Raw genomic sequence first — 18145 nt, 5'->3', positions numbered from 1 at the left:
GTTTCTCGCCAATGGCATGAAGCGCGCCACCGCGACAGCCGCAGATCTCACTATCAACGTTGAGCAGAACGCCTTCGCGCGGCAGATGATCGGGCCGCGACTTGCTACGGCTGTCTTGGTCATTTCCGCAAAGGGACCTGCGACAACGGCCGCACTATTCGCCGCGACGACATCGAGCGGCGCGTACTGGCGGGTCTTACGGACAAGCTGGTGTCGCCCGAGGCGGTGGCGGTCGCGGTGCGCGCCTATGCGGAGGAGACCAATCGCCAGAACCATGAGCGACGAGCGCAAGCAGAAGCGGACCGCCGCGCCCTTGAGAAGATTGAGAGGGGCATCAAAGGGATCATGGATGCTATCGAGGATGGGATGTACCAGCCGGCTATGAAAGCGAGGATGGCGGAGCTGGCGCAACAGAAAGCCGAGATCGAGGCGCGACTTTCAGAGGCTCCAGCCGATATGCCGGACGTGCATCCGAATATCGCTGAGCACTACCGCGCCAGGGCGATACGACTAGCGGAAACCCTGGCCGAGCCGGAGTCAAATGGGGAAGCCCGGGAGAACATCCGCTCGCTAATTGGCGAGGTAGTGATAACCCCAGGTGAGAAACGGGGCGAGAGCCATGCCACCCTACGCGGCGAGCTGATGGCCATTCTCAACCTTGCCGCTGGCCGCGAGAGATCCCCTAAAACAGAAGTTATAACAAACGCGCTTGCAGGTCCGGGATTTGAACCTACTCAGCGGACAGGTCGATATATTGGGACCCGGAACCGGGCCGGGTCGAAAGGCTCCAGATCCGTAGTGAGCGAAACGCCCTCGGCGATCAGCTCCGCCAAGGCCTGACCCGTTGCCGGTGCGTTGAGGATGCCCCAGACACTATGGCCGGTGGCCACGTAGACGCCCTCAATCTGCGGCACTTTGCCGATCAACGGCAGACTGTCTTGCGTGACCGGCCGGAAGCAGGCTTGCCGCGCGATGATCCTCTCCGGGCGAAAGAACGGTGACAGCCGTTCGGAGATCGCCTGGAGACGATCAACCTCGTTTTGGTCCGCCGTAACGACCGCGGGGTCGAGTGGCAGCGGCGCTTGATCTGAGGAGGCGGTGATGAGTGTGCTGCCGTCGGCCCGCGGGAAGACTTCGACCGTTGCAGCCACGGCGCTCCCTTCATGATATTCGAGGAAGAGGGCATCCGCTGTGACATCGGTGCCGGTGTCGTAAACCAAGCTCGGGCTTCTCTGTCCGAAGACGGCGGGCAGATGCACCCACGCGGCGGCCATCAACGACCAAGGCCCCATCGCGATCACGACGGCATCCGCCTCCAAAACGGCGCCATCGACCTCCACGCCCTTAACTGCAGATCCATCCGCACTCCGCACCATCCCGGTGACCCGTCCCGCGCGCAGTTCAGCGCCGTAGCTTTGTGCGGCGCTCATCATAGCGGAAGTGAATTTGCGCGGGTGAACAATTGCCGTTGTTTCTGGTGTGCCGAGTCGATCAACAACGACTACGCCGTCGGAAAGCCAATCGAGTTTGGCCGGTGAATGACTACGAGCATGATCGGGGACGACGAGCCCGCTATAGGCGGTCATGCGCTGGTAGGCCCAATCACCCGCAATCTCGTCGGGTAGGGCGGCGTGGAGATGAAAGCTGCGGCGCGCCAGCGCATCGAGCGGAGTGCCAGCGGACCAGTCGAGCGCCCGAAATCCGCCGGCCTTGCCGGACGCCGCCGCAGCCACTTCGGTCCTCTCCACCACGATGACGTCGATGCCGCGGCGAGCGAGGAAGTAGGCGGTGCAGGCTCCGATCACGCCGGCTCCGCAAATCACCACCCGCATGATGTCTCCATGGATTCATATAGAAGCACCGAGCCAGCCCAGGCCCGGTTCATTGGCTGCTGCTTGCCCCGGCCCCGGTTGTTACTGGCCGAAATCTTGGTGGCACGTAGCGTAAACGGGTGCCCTTCGCTTTGGTGCTTCTCAAAATAGCGGCACAGTCCACAAATGTCGTCCCCGGAGGATTGCTCCGATTGCAGGGTCGATTGCGAGGCGCGCGTACTGAATCGGCGTCGCGCCCGATTTAGTTAGTTCAGCTTGGCACTGGGCTTGAACAGCACCTATAGGCGGGAAATGCACCTCGCCTTTGGCTCATCTCGGCAAGTTATTGAAGTTGCTAACCTCTTCTCCGCCCTCCGAGCGCACCACCCCACTTTTGGCATTGAAATCGCTAGGCTTTTCTCGAGCATAACCCGCGCAGCGGTGCCACACCGTTCCCGCCACTTCGGCGCTGCGCAGAAATGGTCGCACCGATCACGTCCAGATCTGAAGGCGGCTATTGAAGCTCTGCAGCGTGAACAGTCCTTGGGCGCTGGCCAGGGCTGCAGAGGAGGCGTCGCTTCCGCGGCTTGCGACCGTCCGCGAAAACAGTTGAGCAAGCGGCGTCAGCGACGCAAGCTGATAGGTCTTTGCCATCGGCGCCAGCAGCCTCTCTTGGGCGGGGCTGTGCAGCCCGGCTTCCGCAAAGCCGATCAACGCATCGACGCCGGCCTGCAGCAGTTGAGACGTCTGGCGCACGGTAACGTCGGCCGGCGGCGGCGGGGCGAACTGGGTCACCCTCCTGCGCAGGCCCGCCATGAGGCGGGAGACAACATCGGCGCCCTGTGCGGGGATTCGATCGGGGAAGTCGAGCGACGTCTGGGTCTCTCCCCAAAGCGCGATCGGCTCCAGCACTATCTTTCCACCCTCGGGCCTTGCGATCGCGACGATGGCAAACGGCCGCTTGTTGCCGCCGTCGCCGAGCGCGGCCTCGAGCGCCGCGATGCGACTGGCGCCAAGTCCACGTCCTTCGTCGTCATGGTCGAGCGTGAGCGAAATCCACGCGCCGCTCAGATCCATCAGTGGCCAGCGCAGACGCTGCGTCAGATCGTCAAAGGTCACGGGCGCAATGCGGCTTGGCAGCAGGATGACCGGCTGTGCCGAAAGCGGTGGCGCGTCGAGCGACGGCGCGAAGCAGCGAGCGAGATGGTCGGCAAGGATCGGCCAGGACATATGGGCCAGATCGGCGAGCGGACCACTGCGATCCCGGGCCCAGCCGGCGATTTCCTCCGGGCCTGGCTTGAACGGCTGGATCGCTTCGGCGCGGCTCGTTTGCGACAAGGAAAGCCGGCCGGTGGACGAAGCATGCGCGCCGGAAAGATGAAATGTGGCCGACGAAAGCCGGGCCAGTGTGTGGCCCCAGATCGACTGGGTGCGATAGGCAGCGCGCGGGTCAAAGCGCGTGTCGTGGGTGGTACCCCTGGCCAGCGTGGCCGTGAACCGCCGCCCCGTTGCCGGTTCGGCGAAATGGCCGGTCACGCCGACCGCGCCGGCGATCGTCTCGAACAGCGTCGCTCCGAGGCCGATCAGGCCAACATCGCCGATGGGTTCGTATTCGGCGCGCACCGTGCCTGCAAGTCTGCGCAAACGCGCGTCATCGCTGGTGTGCGAAACCGCATGGAGCAAGGCGTGGGCGAACGCGATCTCGCGCAGCAGCTCCACCGGGTCATGGTTGACGCTGCGCGAGCGGCGCTGTTCCAGCCCCTCGGCGATGCGCCGCAGGCTGGCGGAAAGACGCGGCATCGCCTCGGCGCGGCTGGAAACCGAAAGCAGCATCAGCCGCTCTTCAAGCGCGCGCGATGGTACGGCAAATCCTTGCGAATAGGCGCGGCACACCGCGTCCCGCATGGCGGCGAGCAGCGGTCCGTCGGGAACGAATGCCTTTTGATCGACAACAGTATCCGTCTCGTCGATCTCGATCGTCTCGTGGCCGAAATGGCGGCGCGCCGCGAGGATCGCAGCGGCATGGCCGGCTGGTCGTCGGCGCTCGGGCAGGCCGGAAACCACGGAACTGAAATCGCCCTCGGCCGGCACCGCGACCTCAATTTCCTCCGCGCTCAATCGCAACACCACTTTGAGCGAGAGGCCGCCGGGGTGGATCGTCGCAGCTTCGGCCAGGGCAAACAGCCGGATGGCCTCGCGCAAGCCAGTCTTGCCGACGGCGTTCAGCAGGGTTTTGCGGTCGAAGGTCGCGAGGCGGGCCGGCCAATCGGTCTCGACCGCCGGCGCGGCTGGTTGCTCGCCAGCCTGGGTTCGCAGCGCGAAAACAATTGCGATCTTGTGCCGGCACGTGGTGGCAGCCGGGCAGGTGCAGCGCGCCTTGGCGAGGCCCTTGTCGTCGAGCCGCACCGTGGCGCCCTCGATTGTACCGACGATCTCGTCAGCACCGATCGCTTCGAACCGCACATTGACCGCATCGGCGCGCCCGCGGCGAACAATGCCCTTGGAGGCCATGGCCTCCAGGGTTGCGTCGTCGATCTGGGCGTAAAGCGGGATGAGCTTGGACATGATCGTGCTTAGTCCATGATGCCGACCAGCCATTCCGCGAAGCGGTCGGGCGTCATGGCGGCGATGTGCATGCCGAGGCCTGCCAGCTTCGCGGCGGCAGAGCGGTCGAACACGGCCGCGCCGTTGGTGTCGAGCGCGGCGAGGCCGATCAGCCGGGTGCGGGCTTCCGCAAGGCGCCGGACACAGCGCAGCAGGTCGGCAAGCGAGCCGCCTTCCTCAAAGTCGCTGATCAGCGCAATGACGGTACGGCTGGGATTGACGACAAGGCCCTCGCAATAAGTCATGGCGCGCGCGATATCGGTGCCGCCGCCAAGCTGGACCGAGAGCAGGAGGTCGACCGGATCGGCAAGCTTGTCGGACATATCGACGATCGAGGTATCGAAAGCGACGAAGCGCACGTCCACGGCCGGCAGCCCCGCCAGGATCGAGGCCATCACGGTGGCGTGGATGAGCGAGTTGAGCATCGACCCGCTCTGGTCGACGCACAGGATGATCGTCCATGGCATGCGTCGCTTGTTCCGGGCGACAAAATGCAGCCGCTCGGCGATGACGGCCTTACGCTCGGGGCTGTAGTGCCGCAAATTGTCTCGGATGGTGCGGCGGAGGTCGAGATTGGCCGCCGATCGCAGCTTGCCGCGGCGGAAGCGATCGCGCCGGCCCGACAATGCACGTTCCATCTCCGCCTTCAGTTTCCGCTTGAGCTCTTCGACCACGGTATCGACGACCCCGCGGATCGCCTCGACCAGGTTCCTGTCCGCCTTTCCCTTGAAGGCAAGCAGCACCTTCATCAGGTCGAGATTGGGTTGCAGCTTCTGCAGCGAGGCTGGATCGGCGAACAGTCCGGCCAGGCCGAGGTCATTCAGCGCATGGCCCTGAATGGTCTCGAACACCGAGGCCGGAAACAGCCGGCGGCTGTCGTTGAGCCAGTCGGGAATGGTGATCTGGCTCGGATCGAGCGAGCCCTTGCGGCCGCTGCCCAGGCGCAGGCCGCGCTGGCGGCCGCGCTCCGCATAGATGCGTTCGAGCAATTGGTCGCGACGCAGCTCTTCAGCCGTGAGGCCCGAACTGCCGAGCTGATTGTCCGCGTAGCGCCCCAACGCCATGCGCCAGCGCAAGAGGCGCTGCGTCTGCTCTGCGGACAATCGCTGACCGGCTCTGTCGTTCGGCGGCGTCATGGCGAGGGCTCCAGCCATGCAGCCAGGCCGTCCTGGAGCCATTGGCTGCGCAGCCGTTCGCCGAGAGCCAGGTGCTCCGACAGCACCCGCGCATCCGGGACCTGCTGCAGGATCGCGATGTCGTCTTCGCCGGCACCATGGGCTGCCGCGACAACTGCGGCAACCCGATCGGTCTCGTGCGGGCTCAGTTCGGCGAATGCCATGCGCAGTTGCGGCAGCAGCGCGAGAAATCCCTGGTCGTCCACGGCGCCGAACAAACCATCGATCGCCGCGATGACGCTGCTGTCGTTGACGAACAGCTGCGGCGCCAGCGCCATCACGCCCGAAAGCGTGCGCACGGCTTCACCAGGGCGCTCGAATGCCCCCGCCAGCGCGGCCGACAGGCGTCGTCCTGCTTCCGGCTCATCGATCAGGCCGATCAGCGCGGCAAGCGCAATGACGGCGCCGGCAAGTTGCGGATCGAGCTGGACGGTCATCAGATGCTGCAGGGCATCGCGGAGCGGTTGGGTCGGAAATGGCGGATCGGGATCGGCCATTGCCTCCGCCAGCGCCGCCAGACAACCCGTCGCTTCGCCGACATTGTCGGCGCTGACGGCGGCAAGGCCGTACAGCAACTCGGCGATGCGCCGCGCCAACCGATCGAGCAGGGGAGGAAGCAGCGAGGCGAAAGCCCGGACGCCGTTGTCGGACTGCATCCCCTTGGCCCGGCTGTTGAGGGCCTGACCGATCACCAGGGCGTTGGTCAAGCGCGCCAGATTGGTGTCTTCATCTACCGCGACGCCGACGGCCGCAGCCAGCGTGTCAGCGGCGCTGCCGATCCCGGCATCGAAGGCGACACTCAGGAGGTTGAAAGCCGCCTCGGCGTTGTTGCGCTGGCCTTCCTTCTCGAGATCGGCAAGGCGCCGGATCAGGATCGTGGCGGCGGCATCCCTGACGGTTTCGCCATCGGCCGCCCGCTCGATCAGTGAGGCCTCGACGGCGGGCGACCAGGCATAGGTCCAGGTCTCCATCAGCATGTCGGCGCGAAAGCCATGCACCCTGTCGGGGCCTTTGTTGCGTTGAGCGAAGGCGGGCGCGACCAGCCGCATGGCGTGCAGAAATCGGCTTGTCTGACCGTGGCGGGGTTTTCGGTAGATATCGAGCTCGCGTGTCTTGGGCACCGCGTCTTCGAGCGACAGGCCGAGAGCTCTGGCTTCGCCCCGGGCTCGCTCGACCAGCGGCGGCAGCCGGCTGCCGGGTGGCAGGTCACCTAGCCGGTCGCCCTGGAGAAATGTCGTGAAGGCGGCCAACAGCGGATGAGCGCCGACCTCGATTTCCTCCTTGATCGCTGACGATCGCAGCGCGTCGAACAGCTCGGTTCGCCCGGGCTCGGACAGTCCGCGCAACTCGGCAAGCCGCCTTGCCGCCTCGACCATGGAGCGAAGGGTCGGGAACGCGAACGCCAGCGCCGGTTCGTTCGCGATCAGATGCGCGCGAAAGCCGACCAGGATCTCCTCAGTCAGCGAGCTATTGGCATCATCGTTCGTTCCGATCAGGCGTTCCCACATCCGCTCGTAGAAGCCCGGCAGTGGTAGACCGGCGCCGTAGCCGTTGAGGCGGTCGAGGGCGCGGAAGTCGTAGCGAATGAGCCAGGCATTCGAGCGGGTGGTGGCGCCGGCCGGTCGTGGCGCGTCCGGTTGCGCGTCGATCAGCGCGGGCGTGTGAAAGCCGCCTGTTATAACAGCGATCGGTCCGGAGGCCTTTGCAATCGCGTCGTGGATGCAGGCGCGCATCATGGCTTCGCGCGCCAGCGTTCCGTCAGCCTGCAATTCATCCTTGTCCGATGCGGCTCGCAATGCCGCGCAATAGGCGCCGACGCTGGCAAAGAAGCCGCGCCAGTCGGTGCTGCGGGCGCGCGCTTCGAACAGACCGTCCCACAACGCCAGGCCATCGCGAAAACCGGCTCGCGCGCACATCGCTTCCACATAGGCGCCGCGATCGAACATGGTCTCCCGCATCGGCAGCAGCGGCTGGTCCTGCCTGTCTCGACCGTCCGACAGCATCGCGGGGTGGCGGGACGGCAGGTCGATGAAGCGGACGGTGGCGCCGAGGTCGGTCGCTTGCTGGATCGCGACATATTCGGGTGAATGGCGGCAGATTGGATAATAGGTGGTGCCGCCGCGGCCTTTCTCGGCACGCGCCTCGTTGTCGGGCAACGCTACCATGGCGACCGGCGGCACGACGCCCGGCGCGAGCAGCTCGCCGATGAGAGGTTCGAAATCGACCGGCCCCTCGATCAGGACGGCGGTGGGACGGATGGCGCGCAGCGCTTCGCGCAGGTGCAACGCGCAGGCCGGCGAGTGATGACGGATCGGAAAGAAGTGAAGGTTGCGTTCTGAATCAAACAGGCGAATGGCGGTCGCGGCCGGATCGAGTGCGCTCATGCCGTGAGCCTCAGCTCTCGTCTTTCATGGCCTTCACTGCGCCGAGGAAATCCGACCACACTTTACTGCGGCGGGCGCGCTCCTTGACGATGTGATCGACATAGGCGCGAACCTTCTTCACGTCCTCCGCATTGTCCTTGACGATGACGCCATGCAACTGGCGTCCGATATGGGCGCCGCCGACATCGCCATTGCCGAGGAACGCTGCTTCGAGTGCCGCCGCGTGGGCGATGTTCACGGCCTCCGCCGTCGACATCACGGCTGCCGGTTTTGACAGCGGCACCTGGTCCTTGGTCTGACCGCGGCGCAGATCCTGGAAGGTGGTGACGAGAAGATCGGTGACCTCGTCGGGGAAGTTCACTGAGATATCAGCCTGACCGAGCCGCTTGTCGACTTCCTGACGGATCAACTCGGTTTCCAGGGCCGGGTCGGTCAGCGGGGTCACAGTTTCAAAGTTGAAACGGCGCTTGAGCGCGCTCGACATTTCATGCACGCCGCGGTCGCGGAGATTGGCGGTGCCGATCACCGAGAAGCCGGGCGCTGCGTAGACGCTGGCGCTCTCGCCGAGCTCGGGTACCGCCATCACCTTTTCCGACAGCACGGAGATCAGGACATCCTGAATCTCCGGCGGGCATCGCGTCAGCTCCTCGACGCGTACGACACGGCCAAGACGCATCGCTTCCATCACCGGGGAGGGAACGAGCGCGCGCGGGGTCGGTCCCTCGGCGATCAGCAGCGCATAGTTCCAGCCGTACCGGACATGGTCCTCGGTGACGCCGGTCGATCCCTGTACCACCAGCATCGACGAACCGCTGATCGCTGCAGCCAGCAATTCGGACAGCATCGACTTGGCCGTGCCCGGCTCGCCCACCAGCATCAGGCCTTGCTCGCTCATCAAGGCGACCAATGCTCGTTCGACCAGCGCATCGTCACCATAGAATTTGCGCCGAATGGCGAGCTTGCTGTCGCCGAGGATGAAGCTGCGGACCGCGCGTGCGGAGAGCGCCCATCCCGGCGGCCGTCTTCCCTGATCGGCTGCCTTCAGCGCCGCGAGCTCGTCGGCGAACCGGATTTCGGCGCTGGGGCGCAGTTGCAACGCGTTTCGTTGTTCCATTACCAGCCCACCTTGTTGCGCCAGTCCTCAGCAAATCCGCTGCCGGCGCCTGCAATCTGATGAAGGTCATTCCAGACTTCGCTCAGCAGCACCGAAGGCACCTCGTTGAGCGCAATCTGCACGCCGTAAGCCGACCGCGCGCCCTTGCGCGCCCGCACGAACTTGGCCGCAACCAGGGCCACCGCCCGATTTTCTTCAGGCAGCGGAGATCCCGTGAACTCGATCACGGCGTTGATCGCAATGCCGCCAAAGGGCTTGATGTATTGCGTAAACCAGCCGCCATCCTCGGCCTGCGCGCGCTCATAGCCGAGCTTCTGTGCCGCGCTGCGCAGCTTGAAGGCCTCGATGATGTGGCCGGTGCGGTCCTCGATGGAGGTACCAACGGCGCTCGTGAGCACCGGGCGGTCGAGCTGATTGAACAGCGGGTCGACCTTGTAGTCGGCGAGATGTTGCTTCCAGGCTTCGCTTTGTTCGGCCGTGAACAGAGAGCGGTGCGCGAGTTGGACGGCGGCGAAAGAGGCGGGATCGACGGCATTGTCGCTGCTATCGGTCAATGACAGATCCTCAAGCGGCCGGAACGAAGCGACGATTTCGCCTTGCGCGTCCAGGCCGAGCCAGACCAGGCGCTGCACCAGCCGCCCGACGATCGGATGCTCGAGCAGGAAGCGCTGCCAATCGGCAAGCTGCCAGCGCCGGCCGACACAGAGCGCTTCGTACAGCCGCTTGGCCTGAAATTCGTGAACCTGCTTCAATTCCTTCTTGGCGTTCGAGAGCGCCTTCTTGGCTTCCGCGGCACTCTCCTTGTCAGGCCCGTCACTGACCTGGGGCAGGCTCTTCACCACCTTGCCATCGGGGTTGTAGAGCGTGAGCACGTCTTCGGCATCGAGCCTTGCCTGATAGACACGGCTGCCGATCTCCAAGTCGAGCGTGCCGCGCTCATCGAGACCTGCCGTCGGGATGGTGCGGTCGGCCAGCTCGTCGGTGGTCCAGTTCCGTTCGTCGGCAAGGCGTTCGACCAGCTCTTGCGCCAGCACCTGGACCGCGTTGGTGCGATGGCGGCGGGCGATCGACAGCAGCAACTGCAGCGCGGCCGAAGACGTGTTGCCGCTCAGATATTCAGTGAGCGCCTTGACCTGCGCGGTCCGCTTATAGTGATCGCGCATATAGGTGCGGACCATCTGAACCGCGAAGGTACCCTCCGCGCGCGTCGCCAATCCAAGGATACCGCGATCGGCCTGGGCATTGTTGAGATAGATCCCAAGCTTCTCGGCACGCAGATCGGCAAACGCCTTTTCATACGTATAGGAGCGGTAAAACTCGTTGTCCCAGCGCTTCGCATATTCCTGGTATTGTTCGTAGCGCTGTTGGGCATGGGCCTTGGCATGGGCATTTGCTTCGTCTTCAGAGCAGTGCGTTGCATCGTAACGCAGGAAGCTGCCGAGGATGTGACGACCGAGCGCCTCGGCACTCTCGGGCGTGAGCTGATCGAGCCAGAGCGAGAACAGCGTGTTGCCGCCCGCCTGCGCCAGCTTTCCCGCAAGTGCGATCCACCAGCGTGGAACGTCTGAAGGCACAGTGCCGCCACTCGCCCAACTGAGGGCGGGCAGGCTATCGAGCGGAAACCAGCCGATATCCTTGGCCTTCTTGCCTTTCAGGCCGGTGGTGGCTTCCTTGATCAGGATTTCCGGCGAGACGTAGCTGGAAATATCGACATTGAGCCTGCGCAGCGCGCCGAGCACAGCTGCCCGCACCAGTTCGGACTTCTCCTTGCCAAGCGCCTTCTTGAGCGGTTCGATGGCGCTCTCGGCACCGATGGCGCCGAGCATCTGGGCGACGCCCGAGCGGACATCCTGCTTGCTGTCCGAAAGGAACGGCAGCAGACGTTGCTCTATACCGTCGATCCCGAGCAGCAACGCGCGGGCCGGCTTGTTGACGGATTTCTTGGCCGACAGCGCGTGGATCAGGACCGTGTTGAAATAGCGCGCCGGCAATTTCGGAAACAGGCGGAGCCGGCTCAACGCGTTCAAGACCGGCGGTTCGCGAAAATCCGTTGCTGCTACTTGCCCGAGCGCCTGATCGAGTACATCGAAATGAGCTGCGAGAAGTGGCCAGATTGTCTCCGCAGGCAGGTCTTCCGAGATGCCGACGTTCACGACGTGGATTGCCAGCGCCTTCGGTTCGAGGTCCTGCCGCATCAGTGTCGCCAGAGTGCGCAAATCGAGGCCGTTGGTCAGTCGCGCATGAATAGCTGCGGGGATAGCCCCGTGGCCATTCAGCAGATTCCCCATGAGCCAGTTGTGGTTCCTTGTCCTGCCCGCTTCAACGGAACGCGCGCGGCAGAGATGCCACAGCGTCAGGTCTGGATTGTTGAACGGTGGATCGGCCGCGGCCCCTGCGTTGTAGGGAGCAAAGGGGGAGATGTTACCGATCTTGACGACCACATCCTCATCGATCGGACGGTCCGAGGCCAACAACGCACAGTATCTGTCGGCAACGGAGTGTTCGATCGGTTTGGGCAGCTCTGGTTTCCGCCAAGCCTTCCGTTGCTCGGCCGTCGCGTTTTCGTGGAGTGCTTTCTGGTACTCGTAGTGCTTCATCCACTGGGCGTGGGCTTTGTCGAGCAGATTGCAATATCCGGCCTTGACGCTGTCGGGCAGCGGCGTCGGTCCCGGCATCGCTGCGAGCGGCGGCGAAAGCACTTCGGTGCCGTCAGCGGCAAGGTAGCCTTCGGCGCCATCGCCCTTCAGTGTGCGCGCGGTCTCGGCGGCGCCGTCGCGCACGACCGCCGGTCCCAGCCCGAGTTCGATGACCTTGCGGACGGTCTTTGACGTTTCCTTGGCAAGATGGTTTTCGAGCAGCGGCCGGGCCTGTTCACCCATCACAAGCGGCAGGATCTGCGCGGCCTGCGCACGTGCCGTCGGGTTGCCGTCGGCGAGAGTCTGGGTGGCGCTTGCGGCCAATGTTTCGGGCGGTGAGGCGAGCAACGCGTTCTGGGCCGCCTCGCGAACCGCCTTGCTGGTTGTCAGCAGGTACTGCTGGTAGATGAAGTGAAAATATTCGTCCTTGACCAGGTCGAATTGCTTCAGGATATGAATGAAAATGGCCTGGCCCGGGCGGTCATATTTCGCAAACGACTCCATGGCCGCCTGCTTCTCCGCGAGCAGGCCTCTCTTGAAATCAAACTTCGATCCGATGTCGTGGCCGCTAAAGTAGTATTGGTTGACCTTCTCCAGAACGAGCAGGTCTAACGCGAAAACCGTCGCGCTATCTTCAGCATCGCGCCAGCTCAAGACCGTGTTGAAATCGGTTGCCAGCTTCGTTTGCAGGCTGAGCTCCCCCTGGGCAAAAAGGCCCCGAAGCCACAATGGGCTCGGTCCCTGATGCGAGAACATACCCCAGCGCGAACCTTTGTGAGGTAGCGTGAGCACCTCGAAATAGCGACGTATCCAGGTTGCTTCGGATCCATGTCGACGCCCGATAACGTTGCTGCGGGCCTTGATGGCCGCCTGCGCCGTGGTCTGAGCCGCCGTCGTCGGGGTGTTGTAGTGATAGTGGCTGAGGGCATTTTGAACGGCGCTGGCCTGTTGCTCGATCTGAAGCAGCACGGAGCTGCCTTCACCCGTCAGGACGTAGCCGATGGCTCGCTTCGCGAGATCCGGGCTGACCGTCTCCAGTCGCTTGAGGTCGGTTACGATCTCCCTGGCCGTGGCGTTGTCGGCCTCGGTGGCGATTCCCGCCGGTTTGCCGATGCCGATTACCGATTTGAGAAAATCAAACATGCATGAATTCTTGATTGAGGGCCGACGCTGGCATCAGCGCGGCTTGATGAAGGCATCTCTCGCAACCCGGGAGGGATCGATTCGGATCATGGTAGCGTCCGCAGATCACGGCTGCACGAACAATCAATTCAACCAGCGTTGGAGCAGGGCAGGCGAGCTGCAATATCGACGGCATGCCGCAATATCATTTAAAGAACATGGCTCAATTCCGGCCCGAGGCTTCAGGAATATCGCAAGGCTCGAACAGGCTTTGCGCTAGTCACGGCTCGACTCTAGTTCCGGGAGCCGCCCATTGGGATGTGTTGCCGCTCTCGAACGCCGGCGTTGAAAAGCGTTTATTGGCGCGAGATGCAAGTTGTTGAAATTGCTAAATGTCTTCTTCTCTCTCGGAGCGCCCCTCGGAGATCAGCCCTGTTCTTTGTTGGTTTTTGGCTCCGCCCGCATCCCGTCGCGGGCTGGTGAACCTCCGAGGGGCAAACATGTCACGGCTTGGCCTGGCTTGATCGAGGCTTAAGCGGGACTTGAAAGGTCCTGTATCGTGCGAGCTCGGGAAAGCTATCCGCGGCGGCGGCAGAGACTAAACCGACGATGGCGGCCGGAACTTCTTTACTGACCAGCCGATTGATCGCCGCGGTTTGACCTTTGCTCACCTGGACTTCGAGCGCGCCCGCCGCCACCATCGCGGTCCGGACGCGGCTGATGGACTGTTCGGAATATCGATCGTCGATCGCAATTGTCTTGCCGGTCAGGTCGGAGACCGACTTGACGCCCGTATCAGCCACGAGCACGGCCACGAGAGCGTCCAGCGACGCATCCAGCGTCGGGACCGACATTCGCTCCGCAACGGCAGAGGCAGCCGCCACCTGCTCCTCGATCGTTCGGGTTTGCGGAACGTCGGTCGTTGAATGCGGATCGGTGGTACTTGCTGGTGTCGCTTGTCCGGCAACGGCATTGCCCGTCGTCTGCTGGCTTGTTTGCGGTGAAGGAAGCGGTATCGGAACGGGAGAAGCGGCTTTCGCCGCGACCTTGATTGGCCTCGGTGTCCGACGGACTTCACGGTGCGCATGGGATCGCGGCGGGGTGTCGCCGCGCTCGGCGACGGCAGGCACCGGTCTGATTGCGGCAGCATCGTTGTCATGCGCTTCAGGTTCAATCGGCACATGAACCGCAGTCAGGCAGGCCAGCGGGTTCAGTCCAACGCATGATGGCTGGGTTGGTTGTTGGCTGCTGCAACCGACCAGGGTCGTAGCCATCGCGCAAACAAGAAGCGTCCTCAATCGATCCTCCTGAAGAGGTTTGAGTGCGGCTCCGCAATTCTTGCGGCTTGAAAGGATATTGCGCTGGAACCTCAATCATTGATGCAAAACTGTTAATCGCCCCTTAAGCGTAGGCCGCGCGCATCCCGATGCGCCGGGCCTGGCTATGCGTGAAGCGGCGTGGCTTCGCGTGAACAGGAGCGCCCTGGGCACGACGTCGCGGCTCGTGCATTCACACGTTCGCCTTTTAGTTGCTCTCTTTGATTCAGGTTTCCGCCACGAATCGGTCGCCATGCTCACGCTCTGGGGGTTGTTCATTGAGTTACGGAGAATGACCTATGGCGAGTGTCGAACGACTACACAGAACTGCGCCGCTGGACTTAGCCAAACTTGAAGAGGACGTCGTGGGAAGCCATCCTGTGATCAGGACGGCTCCATCGGGCCCGATGCCGGATTACGTCGAGCATGAAGAGGGCGTTACGCGCGTTGGCGCGCTCTCGGCCGAAGCCGTGGTCCGTGACTATGAAGCCGCCGCAAAGGAAATCGAAGCAATGGGCGCAGAGCTGATCAACGCGGCGAAGAGATGCGAGGCAATGACCGCCGAAGTGCATAATGCCATTGCCTTCATGCGCGATACCGCAACGTCGTACCGCGAGGAAGCCAAGAAGATTTTCAAGCGCATCGAGGAATGCTCGATCTTTACCGAGCAAGTGCGCAAGACCTGCGAGACCGTCAAGCTCAAGATGATCGACGGCAAATTGTAGCCGCCGTGAGATATCAGGAACATCGATCAGATTTGCCGTCCCGACGGGAGGCCATGAGTTTCCAATAGCGTATGTGAATTGCGGTACACCTCCGCGCCGCGAATCAGCTTAGTTTGTAGTCCTCCCTAGACCTGCACCCCGTCGCAAATGACGGGTTCTCTTTTGTGATGTCAGGTAGTCGCTGAGAATGCCGCTGCGGCCGCAGCCCTGATCGGCAGGATCGTATCCTTATCACAAGTTGCGGTATTGTCTTCATACCATCGGGAGCGAGAGCTGGCGTGTCCGCAATGACACGGGCGCGATTCCTTTGGAAGCGAGTGCGGGTTAATAGTGCCCTGCCGTCGCATCGTTCGCGTAGAGTGCGCCAGCCCGCCGGCCGGTGATTCCGGTCCGCGCGCCTGCCGCAGTTCGGCGCTTCCAAGAGTTCGCGCTACTTGAGACCACCCGGAGCATCTTCATGCTGTTTCTGAGCTATGCCTATCGATTCCTCTCCAATTTCGTGTTCCTGGCGCTGGTCTATTTCGCTCTGAACTTCCTCGAAAAATATCAGCACCGCGTGGTCGTGGCGGTTCTCGTGCTGGTCTATGCCGGCATGCATGCGGCGTCCGCGCTGCGCTCGTTTCACTTCTTCCAGCGCATCGAGCGGCTGGAACTGGAGGCGCGCCGTCTGGTGGCGGCGCTGGGCGAGGGGCCGAATTCGACGTCGACGCGCAAGCAGGTCATCTCCGAGGTCAGCGGCCTCCGCCATGCCGGCGAGATAAAGGCCTATATCGACCTGCTGTTTCTCGCCATCGTCATCTTGCTCTGTCTCGCCAAGATCGTAACGAACTGAGTCTGCCCGATTGCGGCCTGTACGAAGGGCAGGCATCAGGAAAATGCATAAATACAAATGATTGGAGCGCGGTCCTGATCCGTTCGATCAGAACCGGCCGATCAGCGCTTCTTCAAGCCGGCCACCCGGACCGAGCGCCCGTTCTTTCTGGAATCTGCCGGCTTGGGCGTAGTTGCGGCGCCCGGTGGCGCAGGCTGGGCGGCCGATGCCGCCGGCCGCGCCGCCGCCGGGTGCCCGTTGCGGCGCGACTTGCCGGCCAGCTTGGCGGAGACTTCGGTGGCACGGGCATTAGCTGCCGTGTCGATCCGGCGTACGGGCGAGGTCAGCGTCAACGGATCCGGAATCCTGAAAATGCTCGCAGCCGGCACCGGGAGTGTGGCCAGCACGCCGTTCGGCGGCAAGGTGATCTGCCGCGGCCACAGCGCTATCAGCGGCAAGGGCACAGCGCCTCCGCGCCGATGTGCGCGCGTAACGGCATCCGGATTGCGCCAGTCAAGATCGGACAAGGCTGGGATAGGAAGCGCGGCCGGGCCGGCTGCAGCGAATTTCGGAACCTTCGGCCAGCGCGAAATCGCCACCGTCTCTGACGGCGGATGCAACAGCCATTGCTGCGGTTCGGTCGGCGTCGCCGGCCGCCCCGGTGTCGCCGGCACGACATGGACGATGCGATAGCCGCGCGCCTTCATTTCGTGCAGGATTCTCGGCAGCGCCGTGACCGTGCGCGGCTGGATGTCGTGCAGCAGCAAGATGCCTTTGCCCTTTCGCTCCAGCCGCTGCATCGCAAGCTCATAGACGCGATTGGCGGAGACGTCGCGCCAGTCGTCGGCCGGGAAATCGGCGCTCCACAGCTGAAGCCCCTTGGAAGCGGCGAATGCCTCGATCTCGTCGGTCCGGCGCAGGCCGGGAATGCGCAGGAACGGCGCCGGCGCGGTGCCGTCGCCGAGTGCCGCGGTCACCGAGGCAATGCCCTGTTCGATCTCTTGTTTGGAGCGGTCGAACGGCAGTCGATCCATGCCGGCGGGATGGTTCTGGCTGTGGGTGGCCACCGTATGGCCGGCATCGCGAACCTTGCGCACGCCTTCCGGATTGGCGTTGGCCTGGCTCCCGACCATGAAGAAGGTCGCCTTTGCGCAATGCGCGGCCAGAATGTCGAGGATCAGGTTGCTGTATTTCGGCAGCGGGCCGTCATCGAAGGTCAGCACCACCTCACGGTCCTGCAGCGGCAGCGTCTTGCCATATTGCATGGTGCCGATGATGGGGTAGGCGCGCGGATCGACCACGATGGTGCGTGACGTGCCGATGGCGTCGGGATGACCTGGGCAATCGGCGGCCGACGCAGCCTGTGCGGCGACAGAGGTTACGACGCCCACGCACAAGGCGGTCCACGACCACCGCAGCTCCCCAAATACGCTAGCGATCATTGAACCCCGGCTTCATTCCAAGCGCACGCAACGGCTTACAATTGCATCATGAATGCCGTCTTAATCACCTGAATTCCAGACTTAATTTGGCCCTGGCGCCCGATCCGGGGGGCAAGAACCGCGCTGGCCAAGCAGATCGTGATCTAATGTGCTTTGCTGGCCACGGTTTTGGCATCCGCCGGAACCAAGTGAACCACGCGGTAATGGTTGTCGCGGAGATAGCGCAGGAAGGCCGGCAGCATGGTGGCGGTCTGTCCCTTCGGGTCGTGCAGCAGGATGATGCCTTTGCGGGCGACCTGCAGCCGATCGGTGAGCAGTTTCAACTGCTGGGCCGGCGTCATCGGATTCCAATCGCTGGCCCAGAGGTCAGCGCCCAGCACGGCGATGCCGCGCTTCTGCAAGGCCTCCAGCGTGGCGGGCGACATATCAAAATAGGGGAAGCGAAAGAACGGTGTGCTCGGGGTCGTGGTGGCCGTCCCGTGCAGCGCCGCTTCGGCCGCCGCGATACCCTTGTCGATCTCGCCGATGGCCGCCTCCGGCTTCATGTATTTCAGATTGCGGTGGCTCCAGGTGTGGTGGGCGATGGTATGGCCCTCGGCTGCCATTCTTCGCACCAGCTCGGGATGGGCTGAGGCCGACCTTCCGATCAGGAAGAAGGTGGCGCGCACGCATTCCTGCGCCAGCGCCGCCAGGATCTTCTTGTCCGTCGCAGGCCACGGCCCGTCATCGAAGGTCAGCACCACCTCGCGGTCTGCCAGTGGCAACGTTTGTGGAAAGCTCTTGAGCCCCACGCGCGGGTAGGTAGCGGTATCCACCGCAAGGACGCGCGAGGTGCCGAGCGCGTCCTTGCGGGGACATTCGGCGGCGGCGGCCGGCGCGACGGAGCTCATCAATGTCGCGACTGCCGCGTACAGCGCCGCGCTAAAATTTCGCATCATTTGCAGTTGGCGATATTTGGCATTGCGCATGGCGCAGGCGATTGGGTAATGCGGGGCGATAGCTCAG

11 protein-coding genes are annotated in these 18145 nt (G+C 63.4%); 2 read left to right on the top strand and 9 right to left on the bottom strand.

Annotation, left to right across the window (positions count from 1 at the left end):
* Positions 1–734: 734 nt before the first annotated feature.
* From ACH79_RS35750 to ACH79_RS44430, 7 genes are all read right to left on the bottom strand, one after another.
* A complete protein-coding gene (locus ACH79_RS35750) occupies positions 735–1832 on the bottom strand; it encodes an FAD-binding oxidoreductase (protein WP_161855125.1) in 1098 nt (365 codons plus the stop codon).
* 471 nt (positions 1833–2303) lie between these two features.
* Positions 2304–4376, bottom strand: a complete 2073-nt coding sequence (locus ACH79_RS35745; protein ID WP_161855124.1) for an SWIM zinc finger family protein — start codon at positions 4374–4376, stop codon at positions 2304–2306.
* An 8-nt stretch (positions 4377–4384) separates the two neighbouring features.
* Positions 4385–5569 (bottom strand): VWA domain-containing protein, encoded by a 1185-nt coding sequence (locus ACH79_RS35740; protein ID WP_161855123.1) that lies wholly within the window; start codon positions 5567–5569, stop codon positions 4385–4387.
* Positions 5548–7974: a DUF5682 family protein gene (locus tag ACH79_RS35735; protein ID WP_161855122.1), complete on the bottom strand. Its 2427-nt coding sequence runs from the start codon at positions 7972–7974 to the stop codon at positions 5548–5550. Before ACH79_RS35735 ends, ACH79_RS35740 begins: the two co-directional genes overlap by 22 nt.
* Positions 7975–7984: 10 nt before the next feature.
* Complete coding sequence (locus tag ACH79_RS35730; protein WP_161855121.1) at positions 7985–9088, bottom strand: AAA family ATPase; 1104 nt, start codon at positions 9086–9088, stop codon at positions 7985–7987.
* Positions 9088–12867, bottom strand: coding sequence for a DUF4132 domain-containing protein (locus tag ACH79_RS35725; protein ID WP_161855120.1), 3780 nt, complete (start codon positions 12865–12867; stop codon positions 9088–9090). Before ACH79_RS35725 ends, ACH79_RS35730 begins: the two co-directional genes overlap by 1 nt.
* Before the next feature lie 482 nt (positions 12868–13349).
* Complete coding sequence (locus ACH79_RS44430) at positions 13350–14120, bottom strand: hypothetical protein (protein ID WP_246738259.1); 771 nt, start codon at positions 14118–14120, stop codon at positions 13350–13352.
* A 407-nt stretch (positions 14121–14527) separates the two neighbouring features.
* Here ACH79_RS44430 and ACH79_RS35715 point away from each other — a divergent pair, with 407 nt between their 5' ends.
* Both ACH79_RS35715 and ACH79_RS35710 read left to right on the top strand, forming a co-directional pair.
* Positions 14528–14887, top strand: a complete 360-nt coding sequence (locus ACH79_RS35715; RefSeq protein WP_202639104.1) for a hypothetical protein — start codon at positions 14528–14530, stop codon at positions 14885–14887.
* 457 nt (positions 14888–15344) lie between these two features.
* Entirely contained in the window at positions 15345–15719 is a 375-nt protein-coding gene (locus tag ACH79_RS35710; protein WP_057839254.1) for a hypothetical protein, read from the top strand.
* Between the two features lie 101 nt (positions 15720–15820).
* Here the strand turns inward: ACH79_RS35710 and ACH79_RS35705 are convergent, their stop codons facing one another.
* Together ACH79_RS35705 and ACH79_RS35700 are read right to left on the bottom strand one after the other, a co-directional pair.
* Positions 15821–17089, bottom strand: a complete 1269-nt coding sequence (locus ACH79_RS35705) for a polysaccharide deacetylase family protein (protein ID WP_371419314.1) — start codon at positions 17087–17089, stop codon at positions 15821–15823.
* Positions 17090–17283: 194 nt separating this feature from the next.
* On the bottom strand, positions 17284–18030 hold the full coding sequence (locus ACH79_RS35700; RefSeq protein ID WP_246738258.1) for a polysaccharide deacetylase family protein: 747 nt from the start codon (positions 18028–18030) through the stop codon (positions 17284–17286).
* Between the last annotated feature and the right edge of the window lie 115 nt (positions 18031–18145).

This window comes from Bradyrhizobium sp. CCBAU 051011, from assembly GCF_009930815.1.
Taxonomy (GTDB): Bacteria; Pseudomonadota; Alphaproteobacteria; order Rhizobiales; family Xanthobacteraceae; genus Bradyrhizobium.
This window is presented reverse-complemented; position numbering and strand designations above follow the sequence as displayed.

Coding starts and splice junctions, on each gene's coding strand:
- ACH79_RS35750 (WP_161855125.1), bottom strand. CDS start 1,832: ATGCGGGTGGTGATTTGCGGAGCCGGCGTGATCGGAGCCTGCACCGCC.
- ACH79_RS35745 (WP_161855124.1), bottom strand. CDS start 4,376: ATGTCCAAGCTCATCCCGCTTTACGCCCAGATCGACGACGCAACCCTG.
- ACH79_RS35740 (WP_161855123.1), bottom strand. CDS start 5,569: ATGGCTGGAGCCCTCGCCATGACGCCGCCGAACGACAGAGCCGGTCAG.
- ACH79_RS35735 (WP_161855122.1), bottom strand. CDS start 7,974: ATGAGCGCACTCGATCCGGCCGCGACCGCCATTCGCCTGTTTGATTCA.
- ACH79_RS35730 (WP_161855121.1), bottom strand. CDS start 9,088: ATGGAACAACGAAACGCGTTGCAACTGCGCCCCAGCGCCGAAATCCGG.
- ACH79_RS35725 (WP_161855120.1), bottom strand. CDS start 12,867: ATGTTTGATTTTCTCAAATCGGTAATCGGCATCGGCAAACCGGCGGGA.
- ACH79_RS44430 (WP_246738259.1), bottom strand. CDS start 14,120: ATGGCTACGACCCTGGTCGGTTGCAGCAGCCAACAACCAACCCAGCCA.
- ACH79_RS35710 (WP_057839254.1), top strand. CDS start 15,345: ATGCTGTTTCTGAGCTATGCCTATCGATTCCTCTCCAATTTCGTGTTC.
- ACH79_RS35700 (WP_246738258.1), bottom strand. CDS start 18,030: ATGAGCTCCGTCGCGCCGGCCGCCGCCGCCGAATGTCCCCGCAAGGAC.